Source organism: Phenylobacterium composti DSM 19425, assembly GCF_059568645.1.
The window spans coordinates 441,656-465,084 of record NZ_JCANTT010000011.1 but is presented as its reverse complement, the minus strand read 5'-3'; the positions used below and the strand labels follow the sequence as shown (position 1 = coordinate 465,084).

General features: G+C 69.8%; 26 protein-coding genes. 18 read left to right on the top strand and 8 right to left on the bottom strand.

What is annotated here, in order from left to right:
* Positions 1-125 precede the first annotated feature (125 nt).
* A complete protein-coding gene (locus tag BO64_RS05250; RefSeq protein WP_496402221.1) occupies positions 126-920 on the top strand; it encodes an alpha/beta fold hydrolase in 795 nt (264 codons plus the stop codon).
* On the opposite strand, the gene BO64_RS05245 is transcribed toward BO64_RS05250, so the two are convergent.
* Genes BO64_RS05245 through BO64_RS05235 form a run of 3 tightly spaced genes read right to left on the bottom strand, consistent with a single transcriptional unit; the run spans position 917 to position 2,922 of the window.
* Positions 917-1,543 carry a glutathione S-transferase family protein gene (locus BO64_RS05245; RefSeq protein WP_496402220.1) on the bottom strand — a complete coding sequence of 209 codons (627 nt, stop codon included), beginning with the start codon at positions 1,541-1,543 and terminating at the stop codon, positions 917-919. The two genes, BO64_RS05250 and BO64_RS05245, sit on opposite strands and share 4 nt — an antisense overlap.
* Positions 1,544-1,597: 54 nt before the next feature.
* The gene (locus BO64_RS05240) at positions 1,598-2,251 is read right to left on the bottom strand and encodes a TetR/AcrR family transcriptional regulator (protein WP_496402219.1); all 654 of its coding nucleotides are present in this window, start codon (positions 2,249-2,251) and stop codon (positions 1,598-1,600) included.
* A gap of 20 nt (positions 2,252-2,271) precedes the next feature.
* Complete coding sequence (locus BO64_RS05235; protein ID WP_496402218.1) at positions 2,272-2,922, bottom strand: TetR/AcrR family transcriptional regulator; 651 nt, start codon at positions 2,920-2,922, stop codon at positions 2,272-2,274.
* Positions 2,923-3,265: 343 nt separating this feature from the next.
* On the opposite strand from BO64_RS05235, the gene BO64_RS05230 reads away from it, so the two are divergent.
* Positions 3,266-3,463: a twin transmembrane helix small protein gene (locus BO64_RS05230; RefSeq protein WP_496402217.1), complete on the top strand. Its 198-nt coding sequence runs from the start codon at positions 3,266-3,268 to the stop codon at positions 3,461-3,463.
* 11 nt (positions 3,464-3,474) lie between these two features.
* Entirely contained in the window at positions 3,475-4,077 is a 603-nt protein-coding gene (locus tag BO64_RS05225; protein ID WP_496402216.1) for a cob(I)yrinic acid a,c-diamide adenosyltransferase, read from the top strand.
* A gap of 15 nt (positions 4,078-4,092) precedes the next feature.
* Here the strand turns inward: BO64_RS05225 and BO64_RS05220 are convergent, their stop codons facing one another.
* Positions 4,093-4,356, bottom strand: a complete 264-nt coding sequence (locus BO64_RS05220) for a hypothetical protein (protein WP_496402215.1) — start codon at positions 4,354-4,356, stop codon at positions 4,093-4,095.
* 169 nt (positions 4,357-4,525) lie between these two features.
* Here BO64_RS05220 and BO64_RS05215 point away from each other — a divergent pair, with 169 nt between their 5' ends.
* Together BO64_RS05215 and BO64_RS05210 are read left to right on the top strand one after the other, a co-directional pair.
* Positions 4,526-5,275, top strand: coding sequence for an electron transfer flavoprotein subunit beta/FixA family protein (locus BO64_RS05215; protein ID WP_496402214.1), 750 nt, complete (start codon positions 4,526-4,528; stop codon positions 5,273-5,275).
* A complete protein-coding gene (locus BO64_RS05210) occupies positions 5,275-6,219 on the top strand; it encodes an electron transfer flavoprotein subunit alpha/FixB family protein (protein ID WP_496402213.1) in 945 nt (314 codons plus the stop codon). Before BO64_RS05215 ends, BO64_RS05210 begins: the two co-directional genes overlap by 1 nt.
* 61 nt (positions 6,220-6,280) lie before the next feature.
* Here the strand turns inward: BO64_RS05210 and BO64_RS05205 are convergent, their stop codons facing one another.
* Positions 6,281-6,430: a hypothetical protein gene (locus tag BO64_RS05205; RefSeq protein ID WP_496402212.1), complete on the bottom strand. Its 150-nt coding sequence runs from the start codon at positions 6,428-6,430 to the stop codon at positions 6,281-6,283.
* A 128-nt stretch (positions 6,431-6,558) separates the two neighbouring features.
* Between BO64_RS05205 and gcvA the strand changes: the two genes are divergently transcribed.
* From gcvA to BO64_RS05145, 12 genes are all read left to right on the top strand, one after another.
* Positions 6,559-7,461 carry a transcriptional regulator GcvA gene (gene gcvA, locus BO64_RS05200; RefSeq protein WP_496402211.1) on the top strand — a complete coding sequence of 301 codons (903 nt, stop codon included), beginning with the start codon at positions 6,559-6,561 and terminating at the stop codon, positions 7,459-7,461.
* A 118-nt stretch (positions 7,462-7,579) separates the two neighbouring features.
* Positions 7,580-8,458, top strand: a complete 879-nt coding sequence (locus BO64_RS05195; RefSeq protein WP_496402210.1) for a 3-hydroxybutyryl-CoA dehydrogenase — start codon at positions 7,580-7,582, stop codon at positions 8,456-8,458.
* A gap of 105 nt (positions 8,459-8,563) precedes the next feature.
* Positions 8,564-8,956, top strand: a complete 393-nt coding sequence (locus BO64_RS05190; protein WP_496402457.1) for a YciI family protein — start codon at positions 8,564-8,566, stop codon at positions 8,954-8,956.
* Positions 8,957-8,960: 4 nt separating this feature from the next.
* Positions 8,961-10,235, top strand: a complete 1,275-nt coding sequence (locus BO64_RS05185) for an RNA polymerase sigma factor (RefSeq protein ID WP_496402209.1) — start codon at positions 8,961-8,963, stop codon at positions 10,233-10,235.
* A 99-nt stretch (positions 10,236-10,334) separates the two neighbouring features.
* Positions 10,335-10,757, top strand: coding sequence for a VOC family protein (locus BO64_RS05180; protein ID WP_496402208.1), 423 nt, complete (start codon positions 10,335-10,337; stop codon positions 10,755-10,757).
* A gap of 98 nt (positions 10,758-10,855) precedes the next feature.
* A complete protein-coding gene (gene tipF, locus BO64_RS05175) occupies positions 10,856-12,121 on the top strand; it encodes a flagella assembly cyclic-di-GMP phosphodiesterase TipF (RefSeq protein WP_496402207.1) in 1,266 nt (421 codons plus the stop codon).
* Between the two features lie 47 nt (positions 12,122-12,168).
* Positions 12,169-13,032, top strand: coding sequence for a TIGR01459 family HAD-type hydrolase (locus tag BO64_RS05170; protein ID WP_496402206.1), 864 nt, complete (start codon positions 12,169-12,171; stop codon positions 13,030-13,032).
* Positions 13,033-13,061: 29 nt separating this feature from the next.
* On the top strand, positions 13,062-13,490 hold the full coding sequence (locus BO64_RS05165; RefSeq protein WP_496402205.1) for a MaoC family dehydratase: 429 nt from the start codon (positions 13,062-13,064) through the stop codon (positions 13,488-13,490).
* A complete protein-coding gene (locus tag BO64_RS05160; RefSeq protein ID WP_496402204.1) occupies positions 13,487-14,434 on the top strand; it encodes a bifunctional riboflavin kinase/FAD synthetase in 948 nt (315 codons plus the stop codon). The genes BO64_RS05165 and BO64_RS05160 overlap by 4 nt, the downstream gene beginning before the upstream one ends.
* Positions 14,435-14,583: 149 nt before the next feature.
* Positions 14,584-17,508 carry an isoleucine--tRNA ligase gene (gene ileS / locus BO64_RS05155; protein WP_496402203.1) on the top strand — a complete coding sequence of 975 codons (2,925 nt, stop codon included), beginning with the start codon at positions 14,584-14,586 and terminating at the stop codon, positions 17,506-17,508.
* Positions 17,505-17,996, top strand: a complete 492-nt coding sequence (gene lspA / locus BO64_RS05150) for a signal peptidase II (protein ID WP_496402202.1) — start codon at positions 17,505-17,507, stop codon at positions 17,994-17,996. The genes ileS and lspA overlap by 4 nt, the downstream gene beginning before the upstream one ends.
* Before the next feature lie 79 nt (positions 17,997-18,075).
* A complete protein-coding gene (locus tag BO64_RS05145; protein ID WP_496402201.1) occupies positions 18,076-18,627 on the top strand; it encodes a DUF3035 domain-containing protein in 552 nt (183 codons plus the stop codon).
* Positions 18,628-18,646: 19 nt separating this feature from the next.
* On the opposite strand, the gene BO64_RS05140 is transcribed toward BO64_RS05145, so the two are convergent.
* Positions 18,647-19,639 carry a TraB/GumN family protein gene (locus BO64_RS05140; RefSeq protein WP_496402200.1) on the bottom strand — a complete coding sequence of 331 codons (993 nt, stop codon included), beginning with the start codon at positions 19,637-19,639 and terminating at the stop codon, positions 18,647-18,649.
* A gap of 51 nt (positions 19,640-19,690) precedes the next feature.
* Here BO64_RS05140 and mutL point away from each other — a divergent pair, with 51 nt between their 5' ends.
* Positions 19,691-21,565: a DNA mismatch repair endonuclease MutL gene (mutL, locus tag BO64_RS05135; protein WP_496402199.1), complete on the top strand. Its 1,875-nt coding sequence runs from the start codon at positions 19,691-19,693 to the stop codon at positions 21,563-21,565.
* Between the two features lie 46 nt (positions 21,566-21,611).
* On the opposite strand, the gene rsmD is transcribed toward mutL, so the two are convergent.
* Both rsmD and BO64_RS05125 read right to left on the bottom strand, forming a co-directional pair.
* A complete protein-coding gene (rsmD, locus tag BO64_RS05130; RefSeq protein ID WP_496402198.1) occupies positions 21,612-22,178 on the bottom strand; it encodes a 16S rRNA (guanine(966)-N(2))-methyltransferase RsmD in 567 nt (188 codons plus the stop codon).
* Positions 22,179-22,181: 3 nt separating this feature from the next.
* Positions 22,182-23,420, bottom strand: coding sequence for a pseudouridine synthase (locus BO64_RS05125; RefSeq protein WP_496402197.1), 1,239 nt, complete (start codon positions 23,418-23,420; stop codon positions 22,182-22,184).
* Positions 23,421-23,429 lie beyond the last annotated feature (9 nt).

Sequence of the window (23,429 nt, the reverse complement as noted above, 5' to 3'; positions counted from 1 at the left end):
TTGACAACCAGGCGGGAGTGGACGCGCCGACGCCCCTGGGTGATCGTGGGTACGTAAACCTCGCCTTCACCCCAAAACCATAACTTGCGCTATGCGCGCCAAGGTGGCGCTTCTGGGTTCGCTCCATGCCAAGCTTGACCGTGAACGGCGTCGAGATCGCCTACGATGACATTGCTCCGGCGGCGTCGCCGGAGCGCACCGTGGTGTTCCTGCACGGCTACGCCTCCAACCGCAGCGAAGGCTGGCGGCGCACCGGCTGGTACGGCGCCTTCGAGCGCCGCGGGGCCCGGGTCATCGGCATCGACCAGCGCGGCCACGGCGAGAGCGCCAAGCTGCACGATCCGGCGGCCTACGCCCGGGAGGCCCTGGCCGCCGATGTCCTGGCCCTGCTGGACGCCCTGGGCGTCGGCCGCTTCGACCTGATCGGCTATTCCATGGGCACGCGCACGGCGCTGCAAGCGGCGCTGGACGCCCCCGACCGGGTGGGCAACCTCGTGCTCGGCGGGGTGGGCGGCCGGTTCTTCGATCCCCCGGACGAGAGCCGGGCCGAGAGCCTGGCTGCGGCCATGCTGGCCGACGATCCCGAGACCATCGACCATCCGCTGCTGCGCAGCTTCCGCCATTTCGCCGACGAACAGGGCGAGGACCGGGCCGCGCTCGCCGCCTTCGCCCGGGCGCGCAACCCTGCCTTCACGCCCGACCAGCTCGCGGGCCTGCCCATGCCGGTGCTTGTGGTCACGGGCCAGCGGGACCAGACCGCCGGCGATCCCGAGGACCTGGCCCGGGCCTTCCCGCACGGGCGCGCCGTCTCGGTGGCCGGCTGCGACCACTTCTCGGCCATCCCGCACGCCCTGACCAAGGCCGCCGTCTTCGACTTCCTCGATGGCCTGCTGGACGATCCGTTCCCGCCCGGGTTCTAGCCGCCGGCCAGGTTGTAGGCGCCGCCGCGCTCCAACGCCTTGCGGTAGGCGGGGCGGGCCTGGAAGCGCGCCACCCAGGCCGTCAGGTTCGGCCGGGTCTGCAGCCGCCCGAAGGCCCGGGCCACCTCCCCCACGAAGCTCATCTGAACGTCGGCGGCGGTGAAGTCCCCGAGCAGCCAGTCACGCCCCGCCAACGCCGCCTCCACATAGTCGAGGTGGTTGGCGATCTCGTCGTCGATCCGTGGCTGCAGGGGCGCGCCCGCCTCGCCCAGGCGGCCCACATAGAGCTGCAGCATCAGCGGCAGCATGGCCGAGCCTTCCGCATAGTGCAGCCATTGCTGGAAGGCCTCGTAGGCGGCGCTGCCCGTCGGTGGAGCCAGCCGGCCGCCGCCGTGTCGGCGCACGATGTAGTCGATGATGGCCCCGGATTCATGGACCGTGCGGCCCTCGTCCGAGATCACCGGGCTCTTGCCCAGGGGATGCACCGCCTTCAGCTCCGGTGGCGCAAGACGGGTCATGGGATCGCGGGCATAGCCCTTGATCTCATAGGGCAGGCCCAGTTCCTCGAGCAGCCACAGGATGCGCTGGGAGCGGGAGTCGTTGAGATGGTGGACGACGATCATGGCGGGGCCTCCGTTTAATTTACGGAGTAAACGCTTGTTCAGAGAACAGCGCAATCAGCGCGGCGCGAAGCCCTCGCACACCAGGCCGATCTGCCGGTCCATGACGTCGGTGCAACCCTTGGCGTCCAGCCCCTTGGTGACCACTAGGCGGTAGGTCCAGGCATAGGCCGCCATGAGCAGGTCGACGACCTCTTGCAGGTCGACGTCCTTGCGCACGTCGCCGTCCTCGACGCCCTTGGCCAGGACGCCCCGGATGATCTCCTGCAGGCCCGGCGTGCGCCCGTAAGGCTTGGCGCTGGCCGGCAGCGTCCAGTCGTAGGCGGCGGCGATATGCGAGAGGAACAGGCGCACGTGCTGCGCCTCGAAATTGAAATGGATGGCAAACATGGTCCGCAGTCGGTCGGCCGTGGAGCCGCGCAGGTGCGGCATCACCCGGTAGAGTTCGCCATAGAGCCTGTCGAGCCGGCTCTGCATCACTTCGGAGAGAATCTCGCCCTTAGAGGCGAAGGTGGTGAAGACGCTGCCCACGGCCACGCCCGCATGCCGGGCGATATCCCGGATGGTGGCCCCCTGGTAGCCGCGGGTGTCGAACAGTTCGCGTGCGGCGGCGAGCACCCGCTGGCGAGTCGCTTCCTTCTGCGACTGCCGCGCGGCTGCTCGCCTCGCTTCTTTGGCTTCGGCCTTTTTCTTGTCGGCGTCAGCCGTCATGACCCCCCCAGGTCGTCGGCTCAGCCGCGACGCGCGCCGGCCAGCAGGATCCGAATCTGATCCTTGGCCCGGGCCTGCAACGCATCGAGGCTCCAGCCTTCGAAGATCGCCTGAGCGTAGTTCGAAAGATAGGCCTCAAACAGCATTTGGCCGCGCAGCTTGGCTTCCGCCTCCTGACGCAGTTCGCCCCGCTCGACGGCGAGGTTCAGCTGCTCGACAAACAGATCCTGCATGGCCTGGATCGGGGCCAGCGCCCGCAGGGTCGGACCGCTTTCGCTCGTCCACGACACGCCAAAGGCGGCGCGGGCCAGCGGAAGGCGGCTCTTGTAGAAGGTGTAACCGGCCATGAAGACCTTCAGCAAGGCGTCCTCGACGCCACGGCCGCGGCCGGCGGCTTCGCGCATGGCGTCCAGCAGGGTCTCGCAGTCCGCGGTCATGATCTCGCGGAAGAGGTCCGACTTGTCGGTGAAGTTCGCGAACACCGCGCCCGTCGACATGCCCGCGGCCGCGGCGATGTCACGGATCGTCGCGCCCTCGTAGCCCTCTTCCGAGAACAGCTTGCGGGCGGCGGCCAGGACCTTCACGCGCGTCTGCTGCTTGGCCAGGGCGCGCCGGGTGGGGGCGCGAACAGGAGACTCGGCGGCGACTTGGTTCGGGGAGATGTGTTTCATCGTACTCGTGGGCTGTCCGGGGAGGACCGGGGGTTTGCTCTGCTTGAGGTGAGCGGCGCCAGGGACGACGCTCGGTGAACGTGTTCAAATAACTCGTTATTTGACCGCGAAAGCGAGCCTTCGCGGTTCCACGCTGCGCCCGGAGACGCCGCGCGACCCTTTTCAACCCTATGTGGTAGTGCAGTTGGATACCCGTCGAATCTTGACGTTCGACTAGGATCGCCGGTCGTTGAACATGATCGACAGAACCGAAGTCAAGATCGGCAAAGCCGCAGTCGGAGGGCGATCCGGCCCCCCGAGCTTTCCGGTGGCCGCCGGCCCGCGCCGCGCCTAGATTGCCGGCATGGACCTGTTCGACTTCCTGATTCCCGCCGCGCTGGCGACCGTAGCGATTGTCCTAGCGCTCGGAATTTACTCGCTTTTCCGCGGCGGCGACTTCGGCCGATCGTACTCCAACAAGCTGATGCGGCTGCGGGTCGTGGTGCAGGCCATCGCCATCGTCGTGCTCGTCGCGGCGGTATGGTGGCGCACTCAGTCCTAGGCCCCTGCGACATGGTGACGCTCAACCGGATTTACACCCGCACCGGCGACGGTGGGACCACGCGGTTGGCCACCGGCCAGCCGGTCAGCAAGAGCGACCGGCGGGTGGAAGCCTATGGCGCGGTCGATGAGACCAACGCCTGCGTCGGGCTGGCGCGGGTCCACACGAGCGCCGTCCCGGAAGGCCACGTAACAGAGGTCTTCCCTGGCTTTGACGCAATTCTTGCGAGAATCCAGAACGAGCTTTTCGATCTTGGGGCTGATCTCGCGACTCCGCCCCGGCCGGACGAGGCCGAGGGCCAGGTCCTGCGGATCTCCGACGCCCAGGTGGCGCGACTGGAGGCCGAGATCGACGCCATGAACGCCGAGCTTCCCGATCTGCAGTCGTTCATCCTGCCGGGCGGCACCCCGCCGGCGGCGGCGCTCCATCTGGCGCGCACGGTCTGCCGGCGGGCCGAGCGCGAGGCCGTGCGCCTTCTGGAGGCCGGCGAGCCGGTCAGCGGGCCGGCCCTGCGCTACCTCAACCGGCTCTCCGACCTGCTGTTCGTGGCGGCGCGCATGGCCAACGAACGCGGCCGCGCCGAGGTCTTCTGGCGATCGGGCGCGACCCGATAGCGGCGTGAGGCCGCGCTACTTCTCGGCCGGCGGAGCCGGACGGCCGATGGCGGCCCGGGCGGCGGCCTCGGCTTCCTTGTCCTGAATGGTCCGGCCGGTGATGTCGGAAATCAGCACGGGCTGGGCGCAGACGCGCTGCCCAGGGTCCCACCACTTCCGTTCTTCCGCGCACTTCTTGGCGGGGATGGCCCAGCCGAAGGTCCAGACCAGGACGCCGACGACCGCGAGGCCGAAGACGCCCAGGAAGATCAGCTTGAGGCGCTCGATCATCGGGTTCATGCCGGCCTTCTAGAAAACTTGTGCGCCGTCCGCTAGCGGCACCTTCGGCCGGAAATTGCGACCGCCGCGAGAACTTGTGACCCCGCGGCGGGCTTGCAATGCGCCCGGGAAGCTTTATTGGCCCGAGCGTCCCATTTTTCCGCGAACCAGATTTGAGGCGCTACAACTCATGAAGGTGTTGGTCCCGGTTAAGCGGGTGATCGACTACAACGTCAAGGCTCGGGTCAAAGCCGACCAGACGGGTGTCGACCTCGCGAACGTGAAGATGTCGATGAACCCCTTCGACGAAATCGCCGTCGAAGAGGCCGTCCGCCTGAAGGAGAAGGGGGCCGCCACCGAAGTGGTCGCCGTGTCGGTGGGTCCGACCCAGGCGCAGGAAACCCTGCGGACTGCCCTGGCAATGGGCGCCGACCGCGCCATCCTGGTGCAGTCGGACCAGGACCTTGAGCCGCTGGCCGTGGCCAAGGTGCTGAAGGCCATCGTCGCCGAGGAAAACCCCGAACTGGTGGTCATGGGCAAGCAGGCCATCGACGGCGACAACGCCGCCACCGGCCAGATGCTCGCCGCCATCCTCGACTGGCCGCAGGCGACCTTCGCCAGCGCCGTTGAGGTCTCGGGCGGGTCGGCCAAGGTCACCCGCGAAGTTGACGGCGGCCTGCAGACCATCGAAGTCACCCTGCCGGCGGTCGTCACCGCGGACCTGCGCCTCAACGAGCCGCGCTACGCCTCGCTGCCGAACATCATGAAGGCCAAGAAGAAGCCGCTCGACGTGAAGGAGCTGGCCTCGCTCGGCGTCGACACCGCGCCGCGTCTCAAGGTCGTGAAGGTCACCGAGCCGCCGAAGCGCGCCGGCGGCATCAAGGTGGAAACCGCCGCTGACCTGGTCCTGAAGCTGAAGAACGAAGCGGGGGTCCTCTAATGGCCGTTCTCGTCATCGCCGATCACGACAATCAGACGCTCCGCGACGCCACCCACAAGACCGTCACCGCCGCCCAGAAGCTTTCGGGCGACGTGGACGTTCTGGTGGCTGGCACGAACACCGCCGCCATCGCCGCCGAGGCCGCCAAGATCGCCGGCGTCCGCAAGGTGCTGGCCGCCGAGAGCGCCGAGCTGGGCCAGGGCCTGGCCGAGGCCTTCGAGGCCCTGGTGGTTCCGCTGGCCGCCAACTACGACGCCGTGCTGACCCCGGCGACCTCGCAGGGCAAGAACATCAGCCCGCGCATCGCCGCCAGGCTGGACGTGGCGCAGATCTCCGACGTGATCGACGTGGTCGACGCCTCGACCTTCGTGCGCCCGATCTACGCCGGCAACGCGCTGGAGACCGTCACCACGTCCGACGCAAAGAAGGTCGTCACCGTCCGCCCGACCGTCTTCAAGGCGGCGCCGGAAGGCGGCTCGGCCACGGTCGAGACGATCGCCGCCCCGGCGGCCCCGGCCAAGACGAAGTTCGTCGGCCAGGAGATCGTCAAGTCGGCCCGTCCGGACCTGGGCGGCGCCAAGATCGTCGTCTCCGGCGGTCGCGCCCTGGGCTCGGCCGAAGAGTTCCAGAAGGTCATCGAGCCGCTGGCCGACAAACTCGGCGCGGCGGTCGGCGCCAGCCGCGCCGCGGTGGACGCCGGCTACGCGCCCAACGACTATCAGGTCGGCCAGACCGGCAAGGTCGTGGCCCCCGAGCTGTACGTGGCCGTCGGCATCTCGGGCGCCATCCAGCACCTGGCCGGCATGAAGGACTCCAAGGTGATCGTGGCGATCAACAAGGATCCCGACGCGCCGATCTTCCAGGTGGCCGACTATGGCCTGGTCGCCGACTACAAGGCGGCCGTTCCCGAGCTGATGGAAGAGCTGACCAAGATCGGCAAGTAACCCGGCCACACGGGTTGCGAAGGGCGGCTCCCCATCGGGGGCCGCCCTTTTTCTTTGCGCTCTAGGTGCGGGCCAGGCGCACCGACGGCTCGGCGCTCAGCTCCACATGCGTGCGCTCCAGATAGTCCTGCACCGGCCGAACGGCCGATGCGACGCCCGCGACGGCCAGCACCAGGCTGCTGGCGAGCGTGACTGCGATCGCGTCCCTCATGGTCTTTCCGTCCTTCGATCCCGCTGGCTGTCCAGCGCGGCCCTTCTGACGCCGATGTGGGGTTCGGGCCGCCGCTCGGCGAACGATAGTTTTTGCCCAAGGTTGTTACCCGCGCTAACATCTTAACCATGGTCCGGGTGCCCCCCTTCTTCGCCCTGCGCGCCCTCGAGGCGGCCGCGCGCCACCGCAGCTACAGTCGGGCGGCGGAGGAGCTTTCGGTCACCCACGGGGCAGTCAGCCAGCAGATCCGCAAGCTGGAGGACGAGCTGGGGGCGCGGCTGTTCGAACGCCGTGGCAACGCCATGATCCCCACCGCCGAGGCCGAGCGCCTGGCCCGGGAGGTGGGCCGGGCCCACGACATCCTGAAGAACGCCGTGGCGGCCTTCGCCAAGGCGGCCGAGCGCGACCCGCTGGTGGTCAGCCTCGATCCCCAGTTCGCCAACCGCTGGCTGCCTGCGCGTCTCCCCGGCCTCGTCAGCCACCCGGCCGGCGCGAACCTGGAGCTGCGGGTGGACTCCCGCCTGGCCGACTTCGTCACCGACGGGGTGGACATGGGCGTGCGCTACGGGGCCGGCGCCTGGCCTGGGGTGGAGACGGCCCGCCTGTTCCGCGAGACCCTGCTGCCGGTCTGCAGCCCCGATCTCCTGGCCCGCTGCCCCATGGCCGAACCCGCCGACCTGCTGGCCGCCCCCTTACTGCACCACAGCCACCGCCCCTGGAGCCTGTGGTTCGAGCCCTTCGGCCTTGAGGCCCCGCCCCAGCAGGGCATGATCTTCGAGGACTCGGTCATGTTGCTGGAGGCCGCCGCCCAGGGCCTGGGCGTCGCCCTCGCCCGCAGCGGCCTGATCGAGCAGGACCTGCGCTCGGGCCGGCTGGTGCGTCCGTTCGAGCTGGACGTGCCCTCCGACCTCGGCTTCTGGGCGGTGTGGCGGGCCGACAGCCGCAAGTTGCGGCGCATACACGCCCTGCGAGACTGGCTGATGGCGGCGGCCGGGGGCGAAGGCGGCTCGGAGGGCGCCCGGGCCGCCTGACCTTCATCAAGCGGTGCTGCGCCGCAGCAAAAGCCTTGCCGCACCGCGCTCAGGGCATGTTAGAACACCGTCACATTCCGTGTGCGCTCCGCAAGCGCCCTATCGAGGCTCAGGCTGAATGGTTCAGATCAAGTCGGTCGGCGTCATCGGCGCCGGTCAGATGGGTTCGGGCATCGCGCATGTCTGCGCCCTCGGCGGCTACGACGTCCTGCTCCACGACATCAGCGAGGAGCGGGTGAAGCAGGGCATCTCGACCATCGAGAAGAACCTCGCCCGCCAGGTGTCCCGCGGGCTCATCGAGCCGGCCGCCATGGAAGCGGCCATGAAGCGCATCCAGCCGGCGCCCGAGCTTCAGTCCATCGGCAAGACCGACCTCGCCATCGAGGCCGCCACCGAAGACGAGGAGGTGAAGAAAGCCATCTTCAAGGCCCTCACCCCGCACCTGTCGGACACGGCCATCCTGGCCTCGAACACCTCGTCGATCTCGATCACCCGCCTGGCCTCGGCCACCGACCGCCCCGAGCGGTTCATCGGCCTGCACTTCATGAATCCTGTGCCGGTGATGAAGCTGGTGGAGATCATCCGCGGCATCGCCACCGACGCCGAGACCTATGAGACGGCGGTCAATTTCGCCAAGTCGCTGGGCAAGACCACCTCGAACGCCGAGGACTTCCCCGCCTTTATCGTCAACCGCATCCTGGTGCCGATGATCAACGAGGCGATCTACACCCTCTATGAGGGCGTGGGCACCGTCGACGCCATCGACACCGCCATGAAGCTGGGCGCCAACCACCCGATGGGCCCGCTGGAGCTGGGCGACTTCATCGGGCTCGACACCGTCCTGTCGATCATGAACGTGCTGTACGAGGGCCTGTCGGACTCCAAGTACCGCCCCTGTCCGCTGCTGGTGAAGTACGTCGAGGCCGGCTGGCTGGGCCGCAAGAGCGGCCGGGGATTCTACGACTATCGCGGCGAAAAGCCCGTTCCGACCCGCTAGGCCGGCCCCGCCGCTAGCGGCGAACGGCGATCACTAAATTCTCCTCGCCGGCGTCGGCCTGGGGCATCCTCGTCCGTCCTTGAGACACGGATGAGGTCCCGGCCGATGCTCTACGCCCTGCTCTGCTACAATGCCGAAGACGTGGTCTTCTCCTGGAGCCAGGAGGAAGACGACGCGGTCATGGCCCGGCTCGGGATGGTCCACGAGCGACTGGAGAAGGCGGGCAAGCTCGGCCCCTCCCTGCGGCTCCTGCCGACCACCGCGGCCACCACCCTGCGCAAGAGCGACCCGCCGATGGTCATCGACGGGCCCTACGCCGAGACCAAGGAGCAGCTGCTCGGCTTCTACGTCATCGATTGCGAGAACCTCGAGGAGGCGCTGGAAATCGCCCGGGAACTCGGACGCGCCGATCCCGGCGGGGCCTACGAGATCCGCCCGGTCCGCCTGTTCCTGCCCGGCGGCCTGCCTGAGGACGCCGCCGCCCAGGTGAACGCCTGAGCCCATGACCGACCTCGCCTGGATCAACGCCCAGATCGCCGCCGCCCGGCCCCAGGCGGTGGGCGCCCTGCTGCGCTACTTCCGGGACCTGGATGCGGCCGAGGAGGCGTTCCAGGACGCCTGCCTGCGGGCCATGAAGAACTGGCCCAGGAATGGTCCGCCCCGCGATCCCGCCGCCTGGCTGATCATGGTCGGCCGCAACGCCGCCATCGACGGCGTGCGCCGCCGGGCGAAACAGACCGAACTCCCGCCGGAAGAGGTGCTGTCCGACCTCGACGACGCCGAAGAGCGGGCCGCCGAGCAGATCGACCACGCCGACTACCGCGACGACCTGCTGCGCCTGCTGTTCATCTGCTGTCACCCGGACCTGCCGCCCGTGCAGCAGGTGGCCCTGGCCCTGCGCATCGTCTCGGGCCTGTCGGTGAAGCAGATCGCCCGGGCCTTCCTGATCTCGGAAGCGGCCATGGAGCAGCGGATCACCCGGGCCAAGCGCCAGGTGGGCGCGGCCGGCGTCGCCTTCGGCGCCCCCACGCCGGCCGAGAGGGCCGAGCGCGTCGCAGCGGTCCTCGCCATGCTCTATCTGGTGTTCAACGAGGGCTATTCCGCGGCCGACAATCCGGCCCGGGCCGAACTCTGTGGCGAGGCCATCCGCCTTACCCGGCTGCTCCTTCGCCTCTATCCGGCCGAGCCCGAGGTCATGGGCCTTCTGGCCCTGATGCTGATCCAGCACGCCCGCAGCCGCGCCCGGTTCGACGCCGCGGGCCAGATCGTCCTGCTGGAGGATCAGGACCGCGGCCTTTGGGACCGCAAGGCCATCGCCGAGGGCTTGGCCCTGATCGACAAGGCCATGCGCCACCGCCGCCCCGGCCCCTATCAGGTGCAGGCCGCCATCGCCGCCCTGCACGTGCGCGCCCCTTCGCCGGCCGAAACCGACTGGGCCCAGATCGACCGGCTCTACGCCACGCTGGAGCGGCTGACACCCTCCCCGGTGGTCACCCTCAACCGCGCCGTGGCGGTCAGCAAGGTGACGGGGCCGGGCGCAGCCCTCGCCATGATCCAGCCCCTGGCCGAGCGGCTGGCCGGTTATTTCCACTTCCACGGCCTGCGCGGCGCCCTGCTGCTGGAGCTGGATCGCAAGGCCGAGGCCCGGGAAGCCTTCGACCGCGCCATCGGCTTGGCCAACACCGCCGCCGAGGCGGCCCACATCCGCCAGCATCTCGACCGGCTCATGTCCGAGCACGCTCAAGCGCCGACGCAGGACCGGTCCGGCGCGGCCTAACGGCGGGGCGGCGACGCCGGTCATCAGGCCGTGCGCGCGTTTTGTCGGACCGGCGTGGTTGCGTTCGTCCTTCGCCAAGGACGAGACAGGAGACCGCCAATGTCCGAAACACTGGCCCCGCAAGCCCCCGCCAAGGTCGACGTCAAGGGCGGCGTCGTCGCCTATCTCAACGTAGAGGGCGCCCTGCGGGCCGCCGACTTCTACGTGAAGGCCTTCGGCGCCGAGATCGCCGCCCAGATTCCGCCGGATGACAAGGGGCGGACGATGCACGTCCACCTCTATGTGAACGGCAGCTCCGTGATGCTGAGCGACTTCTATCCCGAGCACGGCCACGCGTTCGAGAAGCCTCAGGCCTTCAACCTCACCCTGGTCATCGACGACATCGAGGCCTGGTTCAAACGGGCGGTGGAGGCCGGCTGCACCCCCATCAGCGAGCCGCAGAAGATGTTCTGGGGCGACTACTTCGGACTGGTCGTGGATCAGTTTGGCGTCCACTGGGCCTTCAACCAGATCGACGACTAGTTCATCTGCGGCGGCAGGCCGCGGCCTGCCGCCGTTAATCCATTCGACTTTCGGGGATTCCGCGTTCGATACTGCCAGTTGATTCGGATGGCGGACCCATGCGGCGGCTGACGCTAGCGCTCCTCTGCGCGACCTACCTCTGCCTCTCGTTGATCGTCGCCCTGACGCTCTGGCGGAACGGCGGCGGCTGGGGCGCGGGCCTGGCGGCCCTCATCGGCGGCCTGGGGCTCTGCTTCGCCTTCCACGGCCTGATCGCGCGCGCCCTCGAGTCCAGCGCCATCAAGGGCGAGATGGACAACATCCGCGAAGCCCATCGCATCCTGCTCGACCAGGTGGAGCGCCTGGACGCGCGCCTGGCCCAGGTGGCCCAGGCGGTGGAGACCGACGTGGTCCGCTCGGAAGAGCTGTCCGACGAGGTCCACATGCTGGAGAACCTCGTCCAGAAGCTGCAGCAGCGCTTCGAGGAAGGCGCCTCGGCGCCCGTGCCCTTCCCCGGCCGGGCCGGCTCCGAGCCGCGCCGGGCGGCGGGCCTGTTCGAGACGGTCCGCGAGGCCCTCGCCGAGAACCGGGTCGACCTCTACCTGCAGCCGGTGGTCTCCCTGCCGCAGCGGCGGACGATCTTCTACGAGAGCTTCTCGCGGCTGCGCGACTCCACCGGCCGGGTGATCATGCCCGCCGAGTACCTCACCGTGGCCGAGCCGGCGGGCCTCGTCACCGCCATCGACAACCTGCTGCTGTTCCGCTGCGTGCAGATCGTCCGCCGCCTCGCCAAGCAGGACCGGCGCATCGGGATCTTCTGCAACGTCTCCATGGCGAGCCTCGCCGACGAGAGCTTCTTCCCGCAGTTCCTCGACCTGCTGGCCGCCAACCGCGACCTCGCCGGGGCCCTGATCTTCGAGATCGGCCAGGCCGCCTTCGACGCCCGCGGCTCGCTGGAGGCGCGCAACATGGCCAAGCTCGCCGAGCTCGGCTTCCGCTTCAGCCTCGACAAGGTCACGGACCTCGACCTCGACCTGCAGGACCTCGCCCGGGCCGACGTGAAGTTCGTGAAGATCGGCGCCCAGGGCCTTCTGGACGAACTCGTCGAGGTGGACGGCCGCCTGGTCCTGAAGTCCTTGCCCGACCTCGCCGCCGAGGACTTCGCCCAGCTCACCCGTCGCTATGGCATCGAACTCATCGCCGAGAAGGTGGAGGGTGAGCGCCAGGTGGTGGACATCCTTGAGCTCGAGATCGGCTTCGGCCAGGGCCACCTGTTCGGCGAGCCCCGGGCCATCAGGGACCAGGTGCTGGCCGAGGCCGGCCCGCCGCCCGCCGTCGCGCCCCGGGTCGTGCAGCCAACGCCGCTGCGCCGCGCTTTCGGCTAGTCTTGGCGATTGACGCGGCCGGGCCTTAGCCGATACCGCCCGGGCCCATGACCTCCCTGACCCTGGCCGACGGCCTCTCGGCGATCGCCGACCGCTACGACGTGCTGCTCTGTGACGTCTGGGGCGTGATCCACAACGGCCGCGAGAGCTTCCCGGCGGCCCGCGAGGCCCTGGCCCGCTTCAAGGCCGAACGGGGACCGGTCGTGCTGATCTCCAACGCCCCCCGGCCCAACGGCCCGATCCTCGAACAGCTGGCCAGTCTCGGCGTCGGGCCGGAGTGCTTCAGCGCCCTGGTCACCTCAGGCGACGCCACCCGCGCCCTGCTTGCCGAGCGCGCGCCTGGCCCGTTCTGGAAGATCGGTCCCGACCGCGACTGGCCGCTGTATGAGGGCCTGAACCTCCAGCTCGGCCCGCTGGAGGATGCCCGCTGCATCTCCTGCACCGGCCCCTTCGACGACGAGACCGAAACGCCCGAGGACTATCGCGAACGGTTCGAGGCGGCGATCGCCCGGGGCCTGCCGATGATCTGCGCCAACCCCGACATCGTGGTGCAGCGCGGCGACCAGCTGATTTACTGCGGCGGCGCCCTCGCCCAGCTGTACGAGACCCTGGGCGGCGAGGTGTTTATGGCCGGCAAGCCCTATCCCGCCATCTACGACCTCGCCTTGGAGACCGCCGCCGACCGCCTCGGCCGGCCGGTGGACCGGGCGCGGGTGCTCTGCATCGGCGACGGCCTGCCCACTGACATCCGCGGCGCCAACACACAGCGCCTGGATGTCCTCTTCATCGCCAGCGGCATCCACGCCAAGGAGACGGTGCGCGACGGCGCGCTCGACGTCTCGGTAGCCAAGCATCTCCTCGACCTGGAAGGCCTCACCGCCACCTGGGCCTTGGCGGACCTCGTCTGGTAAGAACGGCGAACGCCGGAGGGTATCGCGCTTTGCAAGGCCTCTATTTCGAAGACCTCGCCGTCGGCAGTTCGGCCGAGATGACCCGCGTGGTGGGCGAGGCTGACATCGTCGCCTTCGCCCAGGTGTCGGGCGATGAGAACCCCGTCCACCTGGACGCCGACTACGCCAGGACCACCAGCTTCGGCGAGCGCATCGCCCACGGCATGTTGGCGGGGGCCTACATCTCCGCGGTGCTGGGGACGAAGCTTCCGGGGCCGGGCGCCATCTATCTTTCCCAGGCCCTGACCTTTCGCCGGCCGGTGCGGATCGGCGACGCCGTCACCGCCAGGGTCACCGTCAAGGCGCTGGACGCGCGGCGTGGCCGGGTCACCCTGGAGACCGTCTGCGAGGTGGACGGCCGGACCGTGGTCGACGGCGAGGCCGTGGTCATCGCCCCCCGCAAGCCGGTGGCGGGATGAAACGCATCCGGGTCATCCGCGGCTGGAAGAACCTGCCCGCCGAAGATCGCGGCGCGGCCGTGGCCATGGGCAGCTTCGACGGCGTCCACCGGGGCCACCAGAAGGTCATCGCCCTCGCCGCCAAGGCCGCGGTCGAGCTTGAGGCCCCGCTGGGGGTCATCACTTTCGATCCGCACCCGCGGGTCTATTTCCGCCCGGACGAGCCGGCCTTCCGGCTGATGAAGACCGATCAGCAGGCCCGCGCCCTGGAGGCCCTGGGCGTCGACGCGCTCTACGTCCTGCCCATGGACGCGGAGATGGCCGACATGACCGACCGCGAATTCGCCGTCCGGGTGCTGCACGAGGGCCTGGGCGCCCGGCACGTGGCGGTGGGCTTCGACAATTCCTTCGGCAAGGGCCGCACCGGCAGCCCCGCCACCATGCGGACCTATGGGGAGGAACTGGGCTTCGGCGTCTCAGTGGCCGATCCCGTGGGCGAGGCGGACGGCTCCAAGTTCTCGTCCACCGGCGTGCGCGAGGCCCTGCGCGACGGCCGTCCGGAAGAGGCCGCCCGCATCCTCGGCCGGCCCTTCGCCATCGAGGGGCCCGTCCAGCGCGGCCGGCAGCTGGGCCGCAAGCTCGGCTTCCCCACCGCCAATGTCGACCTCGCCGACTATGTGACGCCGCGCTTCGGCGTCTACGCCACCCGCACTCGCCTCCCCGACGGGCGCGAGATCCCCGGAGTGGCCAACATCGGGGTCAATCCAACGGTGGAGGGCGTCACCCGCCCACTGCTGGAGGTCTGGCTCTTCGACTTCGACGAAGACCTCTATGACCAGGTCATCGAGACCGACCTCGTCCGGTTCCTGCGTCCCGAGGAGAAGTTCGCCAGTCTCGAGGCCATGACCGAGCAGGTCATGCGGGACGCCAAGGCCGCGCGCGCCCTGCTGACGCCGGAGTCCTAGCCTCTCCGCCCATCGTCTGTTAGAGCCTCCGCCCATGACTTCGGGTCGGATGAGCCTGCGAATTAACCGCCCGGCGTGACGCCGCCGGACGAGCTCCAGCGCGCGCCGGGTTCCACCGCACTTCACCGACACCCCTGCTGGATTGAGTTATGGCCGACGCCGCCGAGACCTCTGGTCGCGACTACCGCGAAACCGTCTTCCTCCCCGAGACCCCGTTCCCGATGCGCGCAGGCCTGCCGCAGAAGGAGCCGCAGATCCTCGCCCGCTGGGACGAGATGGACCTGTACAAGGCGATCCGGGCCGAGCGGCAGCGCGCCGGCGCGCCGCTGTTCGTTCTGCATGACGGCCCGCCCTACGCCAACGGCGCCATCCACATCGGCCACGCCCTGCAGAAGACCCTGAAGGACTTCGTCGTCCGCTCGCGCTTCCTGCTGGGCTACGATGTGGACTTCGTCCCCGGCTGGGACTGCCACGGCCTGCCGATCGAGTGGAAGATCGAGGAAGAGCTGCGCGCCCAGGGCCGCCGCAAGGACGAGGTCTCCAAGGCCGAGTTCCGCACCCGCTGCCGCGAATACGCCGCCCATTGGATCGACGTGCAACGCGAGGGCTTCAAGCGCCTGGGCGTAATCGGCGACTGGGAGAACCGCTACGCCACGATGGACTACGCCTCCGAGGCCGCCATCGTCGCCGAGTTCCACAAGTTCGTGACGTCCGGCCAGCTCTACCGCGGCTCCAAGCCGGTGATGTGGAGCCCCGTGGAGCGCACCGCCCTGGCCGACGCCGAGGTGGAGTACCACGACCACGTCAGCCCCACGATCTGGGTGAAGTTCCCGGTCACCGAGGGCAGCGACGCCGCCCGCGGCGCCAGCGTGGTGATCTGGACCACCACCCCCTGGACCATCCCGGCCAACCGGGCGATCAGCTACAATCCCGAGATCGCCTACTCGGTCTATGAGGTCGAGGCGATGGAGACGGGGCTGGAGTTCGAGCCCTGGGCCAAGGCGGGCGACCGCCTGATCGTCGCCGACAAGCTGGTGGGCGACGTCATGGCCGCGGCCAAGGTCGCCAAGTATCGCAAGGTCGAGGCCGTGGACTGCCAGGGCATGGTCTGCGAACATCCGCTGGCGGGTTTGGACTCCTACTACGGCTTCCAGGTTCCGATGCTCGCCGGCGACCACGTCACCGACGAGGCCGGCACCGGCTTCGTCCACACCGCGCCCGGCCACGGCGCCGAGGACTACGCGGTCTGGCTGGCGCACGGCCATCGCGAGATCCCCGACACGGTCGACCCCGACGGCGCCTACTATCCGCACGTGGCTCTCTTCGCCGGGCTCAAGGTGCTGGAGACCGAGGGCAAGAAGGCCGGCAAGTTCGGCCCGGCCAACGGCGCGGTCATGGAGAAGCTGATCGAGGCCGGCCGGCTCCTGGCGCGCGGGCGGCTGGAGCACAGCTATCCGCACTCCTGGCGCTCGAAGGCGCCGGTGATCTTCCGCAACACGCCCCAGTGGTTCATCCGCATGGACGAGCCGGTGGAGACCCCGGCGCTGGGCGGCCGCACCCTGCGGGAAGCGGCCCTGGAGGCCATCGAGGCCACGACCTTCTACCCAGCCCAGGGCAAGAACCGCATCCGCTCCATGGTGGAGAGCCGCCCCGACTGGCTCATCAGCCGCCAGCGCGCCTGGGGCGCGCCCCTGGCCATGTTCGTGGACAAGGAGACCGGCCAGCCGCTCAACGACCCCGAGGTCAACCAGCGGATCATCGACGCCATCCGGGCCGAGGGCGCGGACGCCTGGTTCAACCGCCCGGTCACCGACTTCCTCGGCTCGCACGATCCGGCCCGCTACGAGAAGGTCGAAGACATCCTCGACGTCTGGTTCGACAGCGGCTCGACCCATGCCTTCACCCTGGAGGACCGGGCCCACACCCGCTGGCCCGCCGACCTCTACCTGGAAGGCTCCGACCAGCATCGCGGCTGGTTCCAGTCCAGCCTGCTCGAAAGCTCCGGCACCCGCGGCCGCGCCCCCTACGACAACATCCTCACCCACGGCTTCGTCATGGACGAGAACGGGGAGAAGATGTCCAAGTCCAAGGGCAACGTCGTCGACCCGGCCAAGGTCATCTCCGAAAACGGGGCGGAAATCATTCGCCTCTGGACCGCGATGATCGACTATTCCGACGACTGCCGGATCGGGAAGACCATCCTGCAGACGACCTCGGACGCCTACCGCAAGCTGCGCAACACCATCCGCTACCTGCTGGGCGCGCTCTCCGATTACACGCCGGACGAGGCGGTGGAGCTCGACCAGATGCCGCCGCTCGAGCGGTTCATCCTCCACCGTCTGTGGGAACTGGACGCCCAGGTGCGCGCCGCCTACGAGGCCTATGCCTTCCAGGACGTGATCCGACCGCTGACCGAGTTCTGTCAGAACGAGCTGTCGGCCCTGTTCTTCGACATCCGCCGCGACAGCCTCTACTGCGATCGTCCCGACTCGGTGACGCGCCGGGCGGCCCGCACCACCATGGATGCGGTGTTCGAGCGCCTGACCGCCTGGCTGAGCCCGCTCATCCCCTTCACCATGGAAGAGGCCTGGAGCACCCGCTATCCGGACGCCCCGTCCAACTGCCTGCGGGTGATCCCGGAGACCCCGGCCGAATGGCGCAATGACGCCGAGGCCGCCCGCTGGGCCAAGGTGCAGGCGCTCACTTCCGTGGTCACCGGCGCCCTCGAGGTCGAGCGCCGCGAGAAGCGGATGGGCGCCGCGCTTGAAGCTGCGCCGCGGGTGCATGTGGCCGACCCCGAACTGCTCGCCGCCTTCGAGGGGCTCGACGCCGCCGAGGTGTTCCGGACCAGCCAGGCGACCCTGGTGACGGGCGAAGGCCCGGCCGAGGCTTTCCGCCTCCCAGAAGTGCCCGGGGTGGCCGTCGAGCCTCTGAAGGCCGAGGGCCGCAAATGCGCCCGGTCCTGGAAGATCCTGCCCGAGGTGGGCTCCGACCCGCGCTACCCCGACCTCAGCCCGCGCGACGCCGACGCCGTGGCTGCGTGGGACGCCAAGCACGGCAGGGCGTCTGCATGAGCCGCATCACCCGCCACGGCTGGGCCGCCTATGGCATCGCCGTCGTGCTGGTCATCATCGACCAGCTGACCAAGCTGTGGGCCCTGGCCCTGCCTGAGCAGGTTCCGCATCCGGTCGTCTGGCCGCTCCAGTTCACCCGCATCTGGAACAACGGCGTCAGCTTCGGCCTCTTCCAGGCGGGCCACGACCTCGTCCGCTGGGGCTTCGTGGTCTTCTCTGTGGTGGTGGCGATCCTGCTGGCCGTCTGGGCCCGGGGAGCCAGCCGCTGGCTCCCGGCGCTCGGGCTCAGCCTGGTGATGTCGGGCGCCGTCGGCAACGCCATCGACCGCGCCCGCTTCGGCGCCGTGGTCGATTTCATCGACGTCAGCCCGATCGGCGTCTTCCCCTGGATCTTCAATATCGCCGACAGCGGCATCACCATCGGCGTGGTCCTGCTGCTGCTCGACAGCCTGCGTCGCGAACGGCCCGCGAAATCGGCGTCTGCGTGACGCCGTTGGCGGACGTGTGCGATTGGTTTATTGCCTTCAGTCCGTGGCCGGGGGCGGCCCAAGGAGCTTGTTCAAGTTGATGAGCGTCAACCGTGTGATCCTCGCCATCGCCGCGCTTTCGGCGGTCGGCCTGGCGGGTTGCCAGTCGACCCAGAAGGCGCTGGGCATGTCCAAGGTGACCCCTGACGAGTTCCGCGTGGTCACCAAGGCGCCGCTGGTGGTGCCCCCTGACTATGCCCTGCGCCCGCCGGCGCCTGGCGAACCGCGTCCGCAGGAGCTGCAGCCCGAAAGCGCCGCGCGCAACGCGCTGCTGGGCCAGCGCGAGGCCGAGCTGCGGTCGGACGGCGAAAAGCTGCTGGTGGCCAAGGCGGGGGCCGAGCGCGCCGACCCGCTGATCCGCTATGTGGTCGACGATGAGTTCGGCGACGTGGCCCACAAGGAAAAAAGCTTCGCCGACAAGGTGATGTTCTGGAAGAAGGGCGAGCCCGCGCCCGCCGTGCCGCCGGGCGAGACCGTCGATCCGAACATCGACCCCGCGGCCGAGGCTGAGCGCCTGGCGAAGCTGACCGGCGGCAAGCCAATCATCATCCAGCGCGAAGGCGGTCGCCGGATCAAGCTGCCGGGGCTGTAAGCCGCCCCGGCCTATCGCCCTAGCCGCCGGCGGCGTCTCCCGCCGGCGTTCTTACGTCCAACCCCTGGCCGCGCAGGCGGTCCAGCACGCCGCCCTGCGCCAGCAGCGGCCGGAGCGGTACGAGGACGATGGCATGGCCCGGCCGCTGAAGCTGGACCGTGATTGCCGCGGCCGTGTCGGCCTTCATCCGCTCATCGAACGCCCGCCCGCCGGGGATCATCGCCAGGCAGCGCTCGTAGGTCCGCTCGTTCTCCAAGGCACCGGGCACATCGCCAGCGGCCCAGGCCCGGGCCGCCTCCAGGGTAACGCCGGGGCCCGCCTCGGCCTGCTGCAGCACCTCGTCGAAACAGACCCGGCCCACCTGCGGCGATGTGCGGAGGATGGCCCCCAGCAGAGGGCCGATGTCGTAGCTCTTCTCCACCACCGGCACGCCCTTCTGACGGGCCAGCAGCTCCACCAGCTTGGCCGGGTCGGTGGTCGTCAGGTTCGACCGCTCGCGATAGTCCGAAGCCAGTTGAACCCCGGCGGCCAGCGGATTGGACGTGGGATAGTGCTTGGCGGGAAAGCCCAGCCGCTCGCGCACCGCCACGAAGCGGTCGCGGGTGGCCGGATCCAGCCGCGCCTCGAACGGTCCCCCCGAGCGCAGGCGCAGCAGGTTGAAGCCTGCGCCAAGAACGCCGACGCCCTTGGTGCGAATATTGGTGAAAGGCAGGACCACCGCATTGGCCCCTTCGAGGCGATGCTCGAAGATCGCCCGGTCCCACTCCATCCGCTTGGGCGCCAGTGACGGCACCCCGAGCACATAGACCGTGGTGTCGGCGTCCGAGACCCGCCACCAAGCTGGGCCCGGGAGGCGGCCCACCACCACCAGTTCCTCCACCAGCGCTGCATCCGGGTCATCCGCAAGCGCAGCCGCCTGCGCAGGGGCGACGGCAGGCGCCTGCGCCGCCGCCGGCAGGGCGAAGGCCGCTGAGGCGGCCGCAAGGCAGGCGAGACGACGGAGCGGGCGCATGGGGGACCTCCGGAATCGTACTATGTAGGATGGCCCCGGCGAAATCCTGACATGCCCATCCGCAGACTCCCGCCCGAACTCATCAACCGCATCGCCGCCGGCGAGGTGGTGGAACGGCCCGCGAGCGCGGTGAAGGAGCTGGTGGAGAACGCCCTCGACGCCGGTGCGACCAAGGTCGAGGTGCAGGCGGACGGCGGCGGCCTCACCCGCATCCTGGTGGCCGATGACGGTCAGGGGCTGACTGCGGAGGAGCTGCCGGTGGCCGTGGAGCGGCACGCCACCTCCAAGCTCAATCCGGGCGAGGACGGCGAATACGACCTGCTGCGCATCTCGACCCTGGGCTTCCGCGGCGAAGCCCTGCCCTCCATCGGCTCGGTGGCGCGGCTGTCCATCACCAGCCGGGCCCGGGGCCAGGCCGACGCCCACGCCATCCTCGTCGAGGGCGGCGCCGTCGGGGCCGTGGCGCCGGCCGCCTTCCCCGGCCCGCATGGCGCCCGCGTGGAGGTGCGCGATCTGTTCTACGCCACGCCCGCCCGACTGAAGTTCATGAAGTCGGAGCGCGCCGAGGCCCTGGCGATCACGGAAGAGCTGAAGCGGCAGGCCATGGCGCACCACGCCGTCGGCTTCGCCCTCGACCTGGACGGCCGCCGCGCGCTGCGCCTCCCCGCGGAGAGCGACGACGTCGAGGGCCGGCTGGCTCGCCTGGGCGCGGTGATGGGACGCGAGTTCTCGGAAAACGCCCTGCTCATCGACCATGAGCGCGAGGGGGTGCGCCTGTCGGGCTATGCGGGCCTGCCCACCTACAACCGGGGCAACGCCGCGCACCAGTACCTGTTCGTCAACGGCCGGCCGGTGCGGGACCGGCTGCTGCAAGGCACCCTGCGCGGAGCTTACGCTGACTTCCTGGCCCGGGATCGACATCCGGCCTGCGCCCTCTACATCGAGCTCGATCCGAGCCTCGTGGATGTCAACGTCCACCCGGCCAAGGCCGAGGTGCGGTTCCGGGATCCAGGCCTGGTGCGCGGCCTGATCGTGGGGGGGCTGCGCCACGCCCTGGCGGCGGCGGGCCACCGCGCCTCGACCACCGTTTCCATGGCTGCCCTCGGCGGCCTTCGCCCGCAGACCCTGCCGCCCCAGCCGTCGGCCACGGGCTTCTCGGCCTGGCGTCAGGGCGGCTGGACGCCCACGCCCCAGGGCGCCGCCCTGGCCGCCGCCGTTCAGGCGATCCCCGGCCTCTCCGAGCTTTCCGCCCGGGCGGAACCCGACGCCTATGGCGCGCCGCCGCCTGCCGATCAGGCCGGCGTGGCCGAACCCGCCGGGCCGGCGCCCGTGATCGATCCGGTGGACTATCCCCTGGGCGCGGCGAGGGCTCAGGTGCACGAGACCTACATCGTCGCCCAGACCCGGGACGGCGTGGTGATCGTCGACCAGCACGCGGCCCACGAGCGCCTCGTCTATGAGCGGATGAAGGCCGAGATGGCCGAGGGCGGCGTAGCCCGTCAGGCCCTGCTGCTGCCCGAGGTAGTGGAGCTGGATCCGGCCGAGGCCGAACGCGTCGTCGCCCGCGCCGGGGAGCTGGAAGCCTTGGGCCTCCTGGTCGAGGCCTTCGGTCCGGGCGCAGTGCTGGTGCGCGAGATTCCGGCCCTGCTGGGCGAGACCGACGTCCAGGGGCTGGTGCGCGACATCGCCGATGATCTCGCCGAGAACGGCCAGGCCTTGGCCCTCAAGGAGCGGCTGGAAGAGGTCTGCGGCACCATGGCCTGCCACGGCTCGGTCCGCGCCGGCCGCCGCCTCACTGCGCCGGAGATGAACGCCCTGCTTCGGCAGATGGAGGCGACGCCCCACTCCGGCCAGTGCAACCACGGCCGCCCCACCTATGTGGAGCTGAAACTGGCCGACATCGAGCGCCTGTTCGGGCGGAGATAGCGGGCCCACGCCGCAGCCTGAGCCCGCGTTCTCGGCGGACTTGCCGTCAGCCCGCGAGCCTGAGGAACCAGACCCGGGCCGCCCCGTAGTCCCGGGTGTCGAGCATCTCGTAACCGGGCGCCTCCAGCGGCGCTTCGCCGACGCCGCGTTCGACCACCGCCGTGGCCCCGGGCGCCAGCCAGCCGCCCTCGGCCAGCTTGCGCAGCACCGCCTCGGCCAGCCCCTTGCCGTACGGTGGATCGAGGAAGGCCAGGTCGAACGCCGGCCCGTCCGCCCCCGGTCGCACGCCCAACTGGGTGGCGTCCCGCCGGTGGACGCGGGTGCGGCCGAACAGCCCCATGGCGTCTACATTCTCGCGGATCGCCCCCCGCGCCGCCTCGTCGGTCTCCACGAAGAGGCAGAAGGCCGCCCCCCGCGACAGCGCCTCGAAGCCCAGGGCGCCTGAGCCTGCGAAGAGGTCGATCACGCGTCGGTCCCGCACCCCGTCCGACCAGGGGGCGTGCTCTAGGATGTTGAAGATGGCCTGACGGGCGCGGTCGGACGTCGGCCGCGTGCCCTGCCCCGGCGGCGTGACCAGGGTCTTGCCGCGGAAGTCTCCGGAAACGATGCGCATGGCTCAGCCCCGCCGCTTCGGTCCGGGCCGGCCGCCGCTGGGCCGCCCAGGACCCGGCCTCGTCGGACCGCGTCCGCCCCCCCCTGGACCGAGCCGCATCGGCTTGCCCTCCGGTCTAGCTGTAGGCGCGGCCAGCGACCGGCCGGACGGCCGGGCCGGTCCGCGCGCCGGCGCCGCCCGCCCCTCAGCCGGCGGCTTGGGCGGAGCACCGATGGTCTTGCCTTCGATCTTCGCCTGCAGCAGCGCCTTCGGCGGCTTCTTCGCATGGGGCCTGGGCTTGGCCTTCGGCTTGGCCCAGCCAGCCTTGTACTCCTTCTTCGCCTTCTCCTTCGGCGGCGGGACCAGCTCGGTCTCGCGGCTCTCGGCCTGGGCGCGGCGCGACTTGCGATGGGGCGCCCGATACTGCGGCCGGTCGCCCTTGGGCATGTTTTCCGGTGGGATGAGGCCGGCGAGCTGCTCGCGGATCACCCGCGGCCCGACTTCCTCCACCTCGCCCACGCCCAGCGTCCCAAGGGCGAAGGGGCCATAAGACAGGCGGATCAGCCGGTTCACCTTCAGACCGAGAGCCTCCAGCACCCGCCGCACTTCGCGGTTCTTGCCCTCGTGCAGGGTCACGGTCAGCCACAGATTGGCGCCCTGGCCGCCCTCCCTGGCCTTGTCGAGCCTGGCCTCGATGGCGCCGTAGCGGACGCCGTCCACGGTGATGCCGTCCTTGAGCGTATCCAGCCGTTCCTGGGTGATGCGTCCATGGGCCCGGGCGCGGTAGCGGCGGACGATCCCGGTGGACGGCAGCTCCAGCGCCCGCGCGAGGCCGCCGTCGTTGGTGAGCAGCAGCAGCCCTTCGGAGTTCAGGTCGAGTCGTCCCACCGAGATCAGCCGGGGCAGTTCGGGCGGCAGGGCCTGGAACACCGTGGGCCGTCCCTGCGGGTCCTTGTGGGTCGTCACCAGCCCCACGGGCTTGTGATAGCGGAATACGCGCACCGGCTCCGGCTCGCCCACCACAGCGCCGTCCACCGTCACGATGTCGCCGGGCTCGACCTTCACCGCCGGGGTCGTCAGCACCTGGCCATTGATGGCCACGCGGCCTTCCTCGATCAGCCGCTCCACGTCACGGCGGGAGCCGACTCCCGAGCGGGCGAGCAGCTTGGCGATGCGTTCGCCGCCGCCGTCAGCGGCGGGGTCTTCGGAGGGCTGGGCTTGACCGGAGGAGGCGCGGTCGGTTCGTAGAGGATCGTGGACCATGACTGCCGC

Bases quoted from the DNA above. Each gene is read 5' to 3' on its own strand.
- BO64_RS05185 (WP_496402209.1), top strand. From the start codon at position 8,961: ATGACCGACCTCGCCTGGATCAACGCCCAGATCGCCGCCGCCCGGCCC.
- rsmD (WP_496402198.1), bottom strand. From the start codon at position 22,178: ATGCGCATCGTTTCCGGAGACTTCCGCGGCAAGACCCTGGTCACGCCG.
- mutL (WP_496402199.1), top strand. From the start codon at position 19,691: ATGCCCATCCGCAGACTCCCGCCCGAACTCATCAACCGCATCGCCGCC.
- BO64_RS05145 (WP_496402201.1), top strand. From the start codon at position 18,076: ATGAGCGTCAACCGTGTGATCCTCGCCATCGCCGCGCTTTCGGCGGTC.
- BO64_RS05215 (WP_496402214.1), top strand. From the start codon at position 4,526: ATGAAGGTGTTGGTCCCGGTTAAGCGGGTGATCGACTACAACGTCAAG.
- BO64_RS05250 (WP_496402221.1), top strand. From the start codon at position 126: ATGCCAAGCTTGACCGTGAACGGCGTCGAGATCGCCTACGATGACATT.
- BO64_RS05160 (WP_496402204.1), top strand. From the start codon at position 13,487: ATGAAACGCATCCGGGTCATCCGCGGCTGGAAGAACCTGCCCGCCGAA.
- BO64_RS05220 (WP_496402215.1), bottom strand. From the start codon at position 4,356: ATGAACCCGATGATCGAGCGCCTCAAGCTGATCTTCCTGGGCGTCTTC.
- BO64_RS05225 (WP_496402216.1), top strand. From the start codon at position 3,475: ATGGTGACGCTCAACCGGATTTACACCCGCACCGGCGACGGTGGGACC.
- gcvA (WP_496402211.1), top strand. From the start codon at position 6,559: ATGGTCCGGGTGCCCCCCTTCTTCGCCCTGCGCGCCCTCGAGGCGGCC.
- BO64_RS05240 (WP_496402219.1), bottom strand. From the start codon at position 2,251: ATGACGGCTGACGCCGACAAGAAAAAGGCCGAAGCCAAAGAAGCGAGG.
- tipF (WP_496402207.1), top strand. From the start codon at position 10,856: ATGCGGCGGCTGACGCTAGCGCTCCTCTGCGCGACCTACCTCTGCCTC.
- BO64_RS05190 (WP_496402457.1), top strand. From the start codon at position 8,564: ATGCTCTACGCCCTGCTCTGCTACAATGCCGAAGACGTGGTCTTCTCC.
- BO64_RS05205 (WP_496402212.1), bottom strand. From the start codon at position 6,430: ATGAGGGACGCGATCGCAGTCACGCTCGCCAGCAGCCTGGTGCTGGCC.
- BO64_RS05170 (WP_496402206.1), top strand. From the start codon at position 12,169: ATGACCTCCCTGACCCTGGCCGACGGCCTCTCGGCGATCGCCGACCGC.
- BO64_RS05230 (WP_496402217.1), top strand. From the start codon at position 3,266: ATGGACCTGTTCGACTTCCTGATTCCCGCCGCGCTGGCGACCGTAGCG.
- BO64_RS05140 (WP_496402200.1), bottom strand. From the start codon at position 19,639: ATGCGCCCGCTCCGTCGTCTCGCCTGCCTTGCGGCCGCCTCAGCGGCC.
- ileS (WP_496402203.1), top strand. From the start codon at position 14,584: ATGGCCGACGCCGCCGAGACCTCTGGTCGCGACTACCGCGAAACCGTC.
- BO64_RS05235 (WP_496402218.1), bottom strand. From the start codon at position 2,922: ATGAAACACATCTCCCCGAACCAAGTCGCCGCCGAGTCTCCTGTTCGC.
- lspA (WP_496402202.1), top strand. From the start codon at position 17,505: ATGAGCCGCATCACCCGCCACGGCTGGGCCGCCTATGGCATCGCCGTC.
- BO64_RS05245 (WP_496402220.1), bottom strand. From the start codon at position 1,543: ATGATCGTCGTCCACCATCTCAACGACTCCCGCTCCCAGCGCATCCTG.
- BO64_RS05125 (WP_496402197.1), bottom strand. From the start codon at position 23,420: ATGGTCCACGATCCTCTACGAACCGACCGCGCCTCCTCCGGTCAAGCC.
- BO64_RS05195 (WP_496402210.1), top strand. From the start codon at position 7,580: ATGGTTCAGATCAAGTCGGTCGGCGTCATCGGCGCCGGTCAGATGGGT.
- BO64_RS05180 (WP_496402208.1), top strand. From the start codon at position 10,335: ATGTCCGAAACACTGGCCCCGCAAGCCCCCGCCAAGGTCGACGTCAAG.
- BO64_RS05210 (WP_496402213.1), top strand. From the start codon at position 5,275: ATGGCCGTTCTCGTCATCGCCGATCACGACAATCAGACGCTCCGCGAC.